Genomic DNA, 11,790 nt, shown 5'->3' on the forward strand with positions numbered 1-11,790 from the left:
CGCGCCAGGATCTTGGGCACTTCCTCCCGGCGGATTTCCGCCGCCCCGCCGGCCGGCGCGGGGGACCCGGCCGGTACATGGTCGGGCGGGCCGCTGGCATGTCCGTTGCTTCGCCGGACGGTGGACGGGATGCGGGTGGGGGCGGTGGCGATGGGAACGGAACGCGAGGGCAAGGGGGGTGGAACGGGCACCGCGGCCGCACGGTTCCTTCGGGCCGCCACTCTGTGCCGCATCCGCGACGTCGAGCAGCTCCTGGCGGTCGGCGCGCTGGTCGGGGACCTGTGCGCCCTGATCCACGCCCTGCAGAAGGAACGCGGCGCCTCCTCGATCTATCTCGGCTCGGGCGGCAGCCGTTTCGCCGAGGACCGCGTCATGCGGGCGGCCGAGTCGCAGGCGCTGGAGACGGTGCTGCGCGGCAGGCTCGACCTTGTCGACGAGCGGCTCGGCCGCCTGGGTTCGGGGGCGCAGTTCTACAACCGGGTCGCCATCGCCCTGCATGCGATGGACGGGCTGCCGGCCCTGAGGCGGCAGGTTGCCTCGCTTGCCCTGGTGCCGCAGGATTCCGTCAAATCCTTCACCGACGTCATCGGCCACCTGCTGGCGGTGGTGTTCGAGGCGGCCGACATCGCCGCCGACCCGGAGATCTCGCAGGCGCTGGTCGCGCTGTTCAACCTCGTCCAGGGCAAGGAGTTCGCGGGGCAGGAGCGGGCGACCGCCGGCGCCGGATTCTCGCGCGGGCGCTTCGACGGCGCGGAGCATGCCCGGCTCCTCCACCTGATCGCTGCCCAGAACCGCGCCTTCCGCATCGTCGCGGAGTTCGCCGATCCGGCCCACGACGCCGCGCTGCGCGCCGCGCTGGCCGACGCGGTGGTGGCGGAGGTCGAGCGGATGCGCGGGGTGGCGCTGGGCGAGGACTCCCGCGACGGCGGCCTGCCGGGCGTCACGGCGGAGGGCTGGTTCGACGCGGCCACCCGGCGCATGGATCTGATGAAGTCGGTGGAGGACCGCCTGACGGCGGACCTGCGCGGCCTGTGCGAGGCGAAGCTCGCCCAGGCCCGCGCCGACCTGGAGCAGGCCGACTTGGAGCAGGCAGACTTGGAGCAGGCAGACTTGGAGCAGGCAGCCGCCGCCGGTCCGGACGCCGTGCTGCCGGTCGCCATGGTGCTGGCCATGCAGTTGATCGACGCCGATCCGGCGGCACCGCAGGATGCCGGGCAGCCCGGAAACCATGTATCCGGCCTCTATGCCTCCGACGGGCTGCGGCCGAAGCTGATGCGCTCGGTGCTCGATGTCGTGCAGGCGCAGTCGCAGCGGCTGCGCGACGTCAGCCTCGAACTGGAGACGGCGAAGGCGGCGCTGAACGAACGCAAGGTCATCGACCGGGCGAAGGGCCTGCTGATGTCCACCCGCAACCTGTCGGAGGAGGAGGCCTACAAGCTGATCCGCAAGACGGCCATGAACCAGAACAAGCGGATCGTCGAGGTGGCCGAAGCCATCCTCAGCATGTCGGACATCCTCCGGGGCGTGACGGCGGGGGGCGCCTAGGCCGTCGCCTGAATCGCGTCGGCGACGACGTTGAACAGGCGGTCGAGGTCCTCGCGCTCGCTGATGAAATGCGGGCCGAACTGCAGCGTGTCGCCGCCGTACCGCACGTAATGACCGGCGTCCCAGCATTTCATGGCGACCTCGTAGGGGCGCCGTGCCGGGTCGCCCGCCAGGGGGGCCATCTGCACGGCGCCGGCAAGGCCGCAGTTGCGGATGTCCGCGACGTTCTTCAGCCCCTTCAGGCCATGGATGAGATCCTCGAAATGCGGCATCAGCGCCGCCGCCTTGTCGGCCAGCCGCTCCCGCTCGAACAGCTCCAGCGCCGCGAGGCCGGCGGCGCAGGCGACCGGATGGGCGGAATAGGTGTAGCCGTGCGGGAACTCGACCAGATGGTCCGGCCCGCCATTGTCCATGAAGGTCCGGTAGATCTCCCGGCTGGCCACCACCGCGCCCATCGGGACCGCGCCGTTGGTCAGGCCCTTGGCGACGGTCATGATGTCCGGGACCACGCCGAAACAGTCGGCGCCGAAGGCGGTGCCCATGCGGCCGAAGCCGGTGATGACCTCGTCGCAGATCAGCAGGATGCCGTGCCTGGTGCAGAGCTCGCGCAGGCGCTGCAGGTAGCCCTTGGGCGGCGGCAGCACGCCGGCGGACCCGGCCATCGGCTCCACCATCACAGCGGCGATGTTGGAGGCGTCATGCAAGGCCACCAGCTCTTCGAGCGCATCGGCGAGATGGGCGCCCTCCTCGGGCATGCCCCTGGTGAAGGCGTTCTGCGGCAGCAGGGTATGGGGCAGGTGGTCCGCGTCGACGCCGGTGCCGAACAGCTTGCGGTTGCCGACGATGCCGCCCAGGCTGGTTCCGCCGAAATTGACCCCGTGATAGCCCTTCACCCGGCCGATCAGCTTGGTCTTCGCCGGCTGTCCCTTCATCCGCCAGTAGGCGCGCGCCATCTTCAGCGAGGTGTCGGCGGCCTCCGACCCGGAGTTGACGAAGAAGACATGGTCGAGCCCGGCGGGGGTCATCGAGGCGAGCTTGTGCGCCAACTTGAAGGCGGCCGGATGCCCATGCTGGAAGGCGGGGCTGTAGTCGAGCGTGGCGATCTGCGCGGCGACCGCGTCGGCGATCTCGCGGCGGCAATGGCCGGCGCCGCTGCACCACAGGCCCGACAGGCTGTCGTAGATCTTCCGGCCCTGGGCGTCCCAGTACCAGGCACCCTCCGCCTTCACCATCATGCGCGGGTTCTTCTTGAACCCGCGGTTGGCGGTGAAGGGCATCCAGTGGGCGTCGAGCTCCTCGCGGGTCACGCCGCCCGCCCTGTCGGCAGCGGGGCCGGGGTTGCTCGAACCGAAGTCGTTGTCCAGGGGTGCCATGCCGCCGCTCTCCTGTCTGCGTCCGGGGAGGAGGAACAGTGTGCCGGCGCCGTTCCTGTGGTTAAATCCAAACCATCCGAACTTCACATAAGCCGCAGCTTACCTGTCCGGAACCGGTCCATGAGCAAGCCCGCGAAACCGCTTCCCGCCGTCACCGATGCCGACATCCGGCTGCTGCGCGTCTTCACCACCGTCGTCGGCTGTGGCGGGTTCTCGGCGGCCGAGGTGGAGCTGAACATCAGCCGGGCGGCGATCAGCCAGCACATGGCCGACCTGGAGCGGCGGCTCGGGCTGTCGTTGTGCCGCCGCGGCCGGGCCGGCTTCATGCTGACCGACGAAGGGCGCCTTGCCCACGAGGCGGCGCTGCGCCTGCTGGCCGGCCTGGAGATCTTCCGCGGCGAGATCAACGCCGCCCATGGCCGGCTGCGCGGCGAACTCAACATCGGCATCACCGACAATCTGGTCACCATGCCGCGCATGCGGGTGACCAACGCCCTGCGCGGCCTCAAGCGGGAGGCGGCGGAGGTCCGCGTCAACATCCGGATGATCCCGCCCAACGAGATCGAGCGCGGCGTCCTGGACGGCCGGCTCCATGTCGGCGTCGTGCCGGAGCGCCGGGCCTTGCCGGGACTGGCGCGCCTCCCGCTCTACGACGAGGAGTCACGGCTCTATTGCGGCATCGGGCATCCGTTGTTCGATGCGGCGACCGTCTCGCGCGAGGCCGTGGAGGCGGCGGACGCCGTGGCCCCGACCCGGTCGCAACCGCCGCATGCCCTGAACGCCACCGCCACCGCCACCGACCGCGAGGGGGTCGCCTTCCTGCTGCTGACCGGCTGCTACATCGGTTTCCTGCCGGTCCACTATGCCGCCCGCTGGGTGGAGCGCGGTGCCATGCGCGCCCTGCTTCCGGACAGCCACCATTACCGGGTGCAGTTCAATGCCGTCACCAAGAAGGGCGTGTCGCCCAACCTCGTGCTGGAACGCTTCATGGAACTGCTCCAGCGGCCGGAAGATGGCGCTGCCCCGCCGGCCTGACCCCTCGCCGGCGGGCGAAGGGTCAGGGCGTCGTCCGCACGGGCGAGAAGGGCAGGCCCGCCTGGTCCAGCGCCCGGTCGATCACCGCCTCGGACTTCTGGTCGAAGAGCTGGAGCAGCAGGTCGTCGACCATCCAGTCGTTGGTCGGGGTGCAGGCGGTGAACAGGTCGCTGATCACCTCCGACTGGAAGTCCTCGCGACCCTCCTCGGCGCCGTCATAGTCCAGCCGCTTGACGACGGCGACGGCGACCTGGAAGGGGTGCAGCAGGCCGGGCGCCACACTGGCCTTCTTCAGCAGCGCCGCCATCCCGAGCTCGCCGTCGTCCCAGGCCAGCTTGCGGGCATTCTCCACCGGGATGCCGGCACGGGCGGCCATTCCGGCGACGAACAGGGGCAGGTCGCCGGCGCACAGGGACCGGAACAGCAGCACCGGGGTCAGCCGCCGGTTGGTGTGCAGCCACTGGATCACCGCATCGACGTCCTCGGCCCCGCGCAGCACCGGACGCAGCAACCGCATGGTCGCCGCCTCCCGTCCGCGCTCCACCAGCCGGTCGACCAGCTCGCGCGACAGGCCGTGGGCCTGCATCAGCGTCGTGCGCATGGACTCGGAGACGAAGCCGACGACCCGCTCCACCATGGCCAGCGACAGGCCCGGACGGGCCGCCGCGGCCTCGCTGACCATCCGCACCCGGCCGAAGCGGTCGAGCGCCCGGCTCATGGCGCTGTCCGGCACCTCGGCACCGTCGTTGCGCAGCAATGCCGTCACCGCCACCACGTTTCCGCGTTCCGCGATGGCGCCCGCCACCCGGGCGGATACCCTGGCCCGGTTCGCCACCGCCACATGCTTGCCCGAGTCGGGATCGGACAGCACGTCGAGCAGCAGGTCGTCGGTCAGACCCGCCGCGTCGCGCAGGATGGGGAAGGCGACCCGGCCGACGTCGCGCACGAGGCGCTCGGCCAGTTCCTCGGTCAGCAGCGGGCTGTTGCGGAGCTGCCAGGCCACCGCCTCGCGCACCGCCACCTGGGCGTCGCCCGCAAAGCAGTGCACGACCTCGATCGCCAGCGACCGTTCCGCGGGGGTGAGCGCCCCCGCCTCCAGGTCGTGGAACAGCTTGCGCATCGTCTCGATCCGCGTCTGGGCGGTCGGGGCGGCGAGCAGCCGCTCCACGTCCTTCGGCGACAGGGCGTTGAGTGGCGGAAGCTCGGGGAGCGGGCCGAGCGGCGGCTCGGACCGGGGCACGGATCGGGACATCGGGTCACCCGTCTGCGGCATTGCAGGGAAATGCGGTCAATCGAAGTCGAGGCACGAATAGCGGATCATGTCGCCCCACAGCCGGTCGAGCCGGCGGAGGGTGCGGTAGCTCGCCTTCAGGTCGCGGGCCTCGGCCTCGTTGCGGACCAGGGCTTCGGCCTGCGTCTGCTCCATCCGCCGCAGGCCCTCCCACAGCTCCCGTCCCTTGTCGGTCAGTTGCAGGCGGGCTGTGCGCCGGTCGCGCTGGTTGGCGGCGCGGTTGATGTAACCGGCGTCGACCAGGATCTTCAGGCTGTAGGACGCGTTGGAGCCGAGATAGTAGCCGCGCTCCATCAGGTCGCGGACCGACAGCTCGTCCTCGCCGATCAGCATGACCATCAGCGCCTGCACAGGTCCGATGTCCTCGATGCCCTGTTTGGACAGGCTGACGCGCACGACGTCGAGGTACCGGCGGTGCATCCGCTCGACCAGCCGGGCCATGCCGTGGAAATCGGCAAGGTCCAGTTCCTCTCCGCCTCCCTGGCCGGCGGGCCGGTCCTCCGGGCCGCGGCGGGCCGCATCGTCATCGTCCCAGTTCAGGTTGCTCATCGCCGACACAATCCCGACTCTGCCATGCCTGCCTTCTCACTCTGCCGCGGCGGCCAGGCCGCGGTATCCCAGGGGGTGTGCGCTGCGCCAGGCCCAGGCGCTGCCGATGATGCTGTCCAGTTCCGCAAAGCGCGGCTTCCAGCCGAGATCGCGGCGGATGCGTTCCGACGAGGCGATCAGCACCGGCAGGTCGCCCGGACGGCGCGGGCCGACCTTCACCGGGACCGGCCTGCCGGTGATGCGCTCGACCGACGAGATCACCTCGCGTACGCTGTAGCCGGTGCCGTTGCCCAGGTTGTAGCGGACCGAGCGGTCCTCCAGCGCATCCAGCACCCGCAGGTGGGCGTCGGCCAGATCGCAGACATGAATGTAATCGCGGATGCAGGTTCCGTCCCGCGTGTCGTAGTCGTCGCCGAAGATCTCGATGTGCGGGCGCTTGCCCGCGGCGGCGTCCAGAACCAGCGGGATCAGGTGGGTCTCGGGGCTGTGGTCCTCGCCCAGCTTGCCGTTGGGATGCGCACCCGCCGCGTTGAAGTAGCGCAGGCAGGCGGAGCGCAGCCCGTGGCAGCGGTCGGCCCAATGGAGGGCGCGCTCGATGATGAACTTCGATTCGCCATAGGGACTGCCCGGGTCGATCGCCTCGTCCTCGTCGATCGGGATGCGCGCCGGCGATCCGAACAGGTTGGCGGTGGAGGAGAAGACCAGCTTGGTCACCCCGGCATTCACGGCCGCGCGGATCAGGTTCAACGACGTGACGGTGTTGCCGTGGAGATAGGCGTGGGGGTCGCGCATCGATTCGCCCACGACCGAGAGCGCGGCGAAGTGGAAGACCGCGTCGAAGCGCCATTGGCCGAACAGCCGCGACAGCGCCGCCTCGTCGGCAAGGTCGGCCCGGACGAAGGCGGCTTCCGCCGGAACGGCAGCGGCGTGGCCTTGCCTCAGATTGTCGAAGACGACGACCTGATGGCCGCGCTCGAGAAGTTCCGCCACGCAGTGGCTGCCGACATAGCCGGCGCCGCCGGTGACGAGGATGGTCTTGGACTCTGTCATGAACGGGATTCCTTGAACCGGTCTTCAGGCCGCAAGCCGGGCAACGGGTGCATGGGCGCGGCCGGTGTGGTGGAAGGAAGGGGGGCGGGGCAGTGCTGAAGGCTGGGGGAGGCCCTTGACTGCGCAAATGCATCGCGACGCAGCATGCCTGAATGGCTCCACGTCTGGCCAGAGAGGAGCAAAACCTACCCATAATGATTTAAATCGTTTGGATAGGAGAGCAATTTCTCTTCTAGAACAATGACTTAATGCCGCGGTATTGTCTCTTTTTCGGATGCCGGAAAGGGGTAGGCCCCGAAATTTGTCACACGTACCTAAAATGTCCCCGGGGTAAAGCTTAAGTCACGGAACGCCCCTCCGCGCTGCTCCCCCCAAGCACGCGCCGCGGCTTCCGGTACATACGCGGTTCCACCGCACCCGGCCTCCCCCCGAGCCGACCAGACTGTCCCGCGCACTGTCGCCGCCGGCAGCTTTTTTCGTTTCCAACGCGTCCCCTGCTCCCGGCCGGCACCCTCAGGCGGCGCCGCTCCGGGATCATCCAGCCCTCCATCGCGAAGGATCAACGATGAGTTCCGTGGATCGGCCCTTGCTGACCCAAGCCTACCGGAAGATCGGACATGGCCTGCTGCTGGCCGGACTCCTCAGCCTGTTCGTGAACGTCCTGATGCTGGTGGTTCCGCTCTTCACCATGCAGGTCTACGACCGCGTGATGAGCAGCCGCAGCCTGGAAACGCTGACGATGCTGGCGATCATCGCCGTCGGGGCGCTGGTGCTCTACGGCGTGCTGGACTTCATTCGCGCCCGTGCCTTCCTGGTGACGAGCGCGGTGGTCGCGCACCGCTTCAACGTACCGGCCCTGGAGGCGTCGATCGTCGATGCCCTGTCCGGCGGCTCGCGGAATGCCGCCCAGACCATGCGGGACCTGAATGATCTGCGCAGCTTCATGACCAGCAGCGCCGTCACCGCCCCGCTGGAACTGGTCTGGGCGCCGATCTTCCTTGCCATCCTGTTCCTGCTGCACCCTGTCTACGGCTTCATCGCGATCGGTGCGGCCTTTCTGCTGACGGTGATGGGTGTATTGACCGATGCGCTGACCCGGCGGCCGATGGCCCAGGCAAACGAGGCGTCGGCCCGGGTCTTCGCCGATGTCGCCGGGACCGTCCGCCATGCCGAGGCGATCGAGGCGATGGGCATGCTGCCAGCCTTGGCCCTGCGCTGGCAGTCGGCGCAGACCGGATCGGCCGGCATGATCGACCGTGGCGCCACAGTGTCCCGCGCGATGGCAGCAGCCTCGCGCTCGTTGCGCCTGATCCTGCAGATCGCCGTGATCTCGGCCGGTGCCACGCTTGTCATCGACAATCTCGTCACACCCGGCAGCATGATGGCCGCCGGCCTGATCACCGGGCGACTGCTGCATCCGTTCGAACAGCTCGTCGACGGCTGGCGGCAATGGGTGAAGGCGCTGGAGGCCCATCGCCGCATCCGCGACCTGCTGAACAACGGCGCCCACGCCCGTTCCACCATGCCGCTGCCGGCGCCGCAGGGAAAGCTGACGGTCGACCGTGTCACCCACGTCCCCGCCGGGCTGAGCCGGCCGGTGCTGCGCGGCGTCACCTTCGCGGCGGAGGCCGGCGAGGTGCTTGGGATCATCGGTCCGTCCGGTGCCGGCAAATCCACGCTCGCCCGCCTGTTGGTCGGGGTATGGCAGCCGACTGCCGGCGGCATCTATCTCGACGGAACGAGCACCTACCTGTGGGAGCGCGAGAGCTTCGGCAGATATGTCGGCTATGTGCCGCAATCGGTGGCTCTCCTCGACGGCACCATCGGCGAGAACATCGCGCGCATGGCCAATGCCGACCCTGCGGAGATCGTTCGCGCGGCGCGACTGGCCGGCGTGCACGAGATGATCGGGCGGCTGCCCTTCGGCTACGACACGCCGGTGGGCGAGAGCGCCTTTTCCCTGTCCGGCGGGCAGCGTCAGCGTATCGCGCTGGCCCGCGCCCTCTTCGGACGGCCCCGTCTTCTGGTGCTCGACGAGCCCAACTCCAACCTCGACCACGAAGGCGAGCAGGCTCTTTTAGCCGCCGTCGCCAAGGTGAAGGCGGAGGGTACCACCGTGGTGATGATCGCCCATCGGCCGTCCATCGTCGCCGTCGCCGATAAGCTGGTGGTGATGAAGGACGGCGCCGTCGAGCATTTCGGCGCGCGTGGCGACGTTCTGAAATTGGTGCAGCCAGCGGCCGTGCCGGCCGGCGTGGCCCGTCTCGTCCGCACGGGAGAGCAACGATGACCGATATCCAGTCGCGTCCGGCGATCGCATCCGGCACCTGGACCGCGACCATCGACGTGGCCCCGGCCGAACCGTCGCTGCGCAATACCGCGCTCGCCGGTGCGCTCGCGGTGCTGGTTGGCTTTGGCGGCTTCCTCGGCTGGGCCTGCACCGCCAGTCTGGACAGTGCGGCGCTCGCCGCCGGCACGGTGATGGTCGAAAGCCACCGCAAGACCGTTTCCCACCTCGAAGGCGGCATCCTGCGCGAATTGCTTGTGAAGGACGGCGATTTGGTGAAGGCCGGGCAGGTGCTGCTGCGCCTCGATTCGACGCAGAGCCAGGCAGTCGTCGCTCAGTTGCAGGGACAATATTGGACGGCGCTCGCCCGGCTCGGCCGGTTGCGCGCTGAGCAGTCGGACGCATCCCGGCCGTTGGTCCCCGAAGACTTGGCGGCTGCTGCGCGCACCAGCCCGGTGGCGGCCGAAGCACTGGCCGTCGAGGAACGCCTCTTCAAGTCGCGCCATGACAGCCACGAGGCGCAACTCGCCATCCAACGCAAGCAGATCTCCCAGCTTCGCGACGAGATCCAGGCGCTGGAATCGCAGCGCAAGGCCACTGCCGATCGCCTGCGCTACACCCAGGATGAGCTCCAGGTGGTGCAATCCCTGTTGGCCAAGGGGTATGAGCGCAAGCCGCGCCTGCTGGAACTTCAACGCAATGTCGCCGATTCCCAGGGCCGGCTTGGCGAACTGATGGCCAACAAGTCGAAGGCTGAGCAGGCCATCGCTGCCGCCGAACTGGAGATGATCAACCTCGGCAACACCCGCCGGTCGGAAGTGGGGGTCGATCTTCAGGTCGCCCAGGCCGGTGTGGCCGACCTGTCCGAACGCCTGCGGAGTGCCGACGACGTGCTGTTGCGGCAGGCGGTCACGGCACCGCAGGCGGGTCGCGTCACCGGGCTGAAGTTCTTCACGCCGGGCGGCGTGATTCCGGCAGGCGTCGGAATCCTGGACATCGTGCCGCAGGACGACGCCATGATCGTCGAGGCGCGCGTGTCGCCGGCCGACGTCCAGAATGTCGATGTCGGCAGCCGCGCCGTCGTGAAGTTGACAGGGTACCGCCAGCGCGCGGTGCTACCGGTGCCGGGCGAGGTGGTTTCGTTGTCGGCGGACCAACTTGTCGACGACCGCACCGGATACCCTTACTTCGCGGCGCGGATCAAAATGGATGCCGCAGTGTTGAAGGAGATGCCCACCGTGGAGTTGCATCCGGGCATGCCGGCGGAAGTCATGATCCATGGCCATGCCCGCCGCGCCATAGACTATTTCCTGACCCCGCTGACCGACGGCCTGCAGAAGGCTTTCCGCGAAAAGTAAGCGCGGACCTCTGATCCCGCCGGCTCCCCGTTCGGACCGTCGGGAAAGGGGTGCTCGCGGGGGGCCATCCACCGCGGCGCTCCGCGAAAGGGCCGGCGTCCCCCACGCCGGCCCTTTTCGTATGCCTTTGCTAATTCCCTTCACTTGGTTCAGCAAACCCAAGACGGCGATCTGCTGATATTTTCTGATTCAGGTTGCGAAATTATACGTCAGTGCAGCAATTTTTAAAATGCAAAATGTTTTGAAAGTCGACTTAATTCAATATAACTCTCTATTTGAAAGTACAGAGAATGCGTTCTTCTGTGAGAATCTTTTGTTATGACTCAACTTTCTCTTTCACTGGCCTAAGTTTTATCACACTATGCCGCCTATAGTTTTGGTTACACCGAAAGGGCGAACTCAGCCTTTCGCGCAAGGCCGGAAATGCCGGCCCAACAATTCAATCACATCGCAAGGAGACACCTACGATGGCTACGGTTCCTGGGGGCAACTACGACGATGTGCAGATCGGCACGAATCACGGCGATCTGCTGACAGGCGGGCAGGGTAGCGATCTGTTGCTGGGGGGCAACGGCAACGATACCCTGCTCGGCGGTGCCGGACACGATGCCCAGTTCGGGGGAAATGGGCAGGACGTGATCCATGGCGGTTCGGGCGCGGATGTGCTGCTGGGGGGGAGCGGCAGCGACATCGTGGATGGCGGTGACGGCGACGACATCATCCTGGGGGGGAATGGTGACGACGTACTGATCGGTGGCCGTGGGCGCGACGTGATCGACGGCGGCAACGGCGACGACGTGCTGACCGGCGACGACGGCAACGACGTGCTGACCGGCGGCAATGGTGACGACACACTGTCCGGTGGCGGGCACGACGACATCCTCGACGGCGGCAAAGGCAATGACGTCCTGCATGGCGGCACCGGCAACGACGTGCTGAACGGCGGCGACGGCAGCGACATGCTGTTCGGTGACGACGGCAACGATATGCTGGCAGGCGGCAGGGGCAACGACCTCCTGGCCGGCGGCGCCGGACATGATGTCTTCATCTTCTCCGGCGGTGGCGGCCAGGACGTGGTTCTGGACTTCAAGGCCGGCGAGGACGTCCTGCAGATCTCCCGCAACATCAATGGCCTGAAAGTGACCGACGCCGCCGATCTGGCGTCCCGCGTCACCGACCATAACGGCGATGCCGTGATCGATCTCGGCCACGGCGACAGCATCACGCTGAAGGGCGTGTCGGCTGACGACGTCCATAACCACCCGAACGATTACTTCGTCATCCACTGAGGCCTGAGCTCAG

Annotated in this window: 9 protein-coding genes; 5 read left to right on the top strand and 4 right to left on the bottom strand. The window is 67.9% G+C overall.

Annotated elements, in window-relative coordinates:
• The first annotated feature begins 105 nt into the window (after positions 1 to 105).
• Entirely contained in the window at positions 106 to 1,545 is a 1,440-nt protein-coding gene (locus J2850_RS08270) for a nitrate regulatory protein (protein WP_246512900.1), read from the top strand.
• Here J2850_RS08270 and aptA read toward each other — a convergent pair.
• The gene (gene aptA, locus J2850_RS08275) at positions 1,542 to 2,918 is read right to left on the bottom strand and encodes an omega-aminotransferase AptA (RefSeq protein WP_209980502.1); all 1,377 of its coding nucleotides are present in this window, start codon (positions 2,916 to 2,918) and stop codon (positions 1,542 to 1,544) included. The two genes, J2850_RS08270 and aptA, sit on opposite strands and share 4 nt — an antisense overlap.
• A 120-nt stretch (positions 2,919 to 3,038) precedes the next feature.
• On the opposite strand from aptA, the gene J2850_RS08280 reads away from it, so the two are divergent.
• Positions 3,039 to 3,953, top strand: coding sequence for a LysR family transcriptional regulator (locus tag J2850_RS08280; protein WP_209980504.1), 915 nt, complete (start codon positions 3,039 to 3,041; stop codon positions 3,951 to 3,953).
• 22 nt (positions 3,954 to 3,975) lie between these two features.
• Here the strand turns inward: J2850_RS08280 and J2850_RS08285 are convergent, their stop codons facing one another.
• The 3 genes from J2850_RS08285 to galE are packed head-to-tail and all read right to left on the bottom strand — an operon-like array spanning position 3,976 to position 6,843.
• A complete protein-coding gene (locus J2850_RS08285; protein WP_209980506.1) occupies positions 3,976 to 5,205 on the bottom strand; it encodes a DUF2336 domain-containing protein in 1,230 nt (409 codons plus the stop codon).
• Positions 5,206 to 5,241: 36 nt separating this feature from the next.
• Complete coding sequence (locus J2850_RS08290) at positions 5,242 to 5,793, bottom strand: MarR family transcriptional regulator (protein ID WP_211113829.1); 552 nt, start codon at positions 5,791 to 5,793, stop codon at positions 5,242 to 5,244.
• Positions 5,794 to 5,829: 36 nt separating this feature from the next.
• Positions 5,830 to 6,843 (bottom strand): UDP-glucose 4-epimerase GalE, encoded by a 1,014-nt coding sequence (gene galE, locus J2850_RS08295; protein ID WP_209980510.1) that lies wholly within the window; start codon positions 6,841 to 6,843, stop codon positions 5,830 to 5,832.
• Between the two features lie 565 nt (positions 6,844 to 7,408).
• Here galE and J2850_RS08300 point away from each other — a divergent pair.
• The 3 genes from J2850_RS08300 to J2850_RS08310 all read left to right on the top strand — a co-directional run bounded on the left by J2850_RS08300 (position 7,409) and on the right by J2850_RS08310 (position 11,777).
• The gene (locus J2850_RS08300) at positions 7,409 to 9,133 is read left to right on the top strand and encodes a type I secretion system permease/ATPase (RefSeq protein WP_209980512.1); all 1,725 of its coding nucleotides are present in this window, start codon (positions 7,409 to 7,411) and stop codon (positions 9,131 to 9,133) included.
• Positions 9,130 to 10,488 carry an HlyD family type I secretion periplasmic adaptor subunit gene (locus tag J2850_RS08305; protein WP_209980514.1) on the top strand — a complete coding sequence of 453 codons (1,359 nt, stop codon included), beginning with the start codon at positions 9,130 to 9,132 and terminating at the stop codon, positions 10,486 to 10,488. The genes J2850_RS08300 and J2850_RS08305 overlap by 4 nt, the downstream gene beginning before the upstream one ends.
• Positions 10,489 to 10,955: 467 nt before the next feature.
• Positions 10,956 to 11,777, top strand: a complete 822-nt coding sequence (locus J2850_RS08310) for a calcium-binding protein (RefSeq protein ID WP_209980515.1) — start codon at positions 10,956 to 10,958, stop codon at positions 11,775 to 11,777.
• The last annotated feature ends 13 nt before the right edge of the window (positions 11,778 to 11,790 follow it).

Source organism: Azospirillum picis, from assembly GCF_017876115.1.
Classification (GTDB): Bacteria; Pseudomonadota; Alphaproteobacteria; order Azospirillales; family Azospirillaceae; genus Azospirillum; species Azospirillum picis.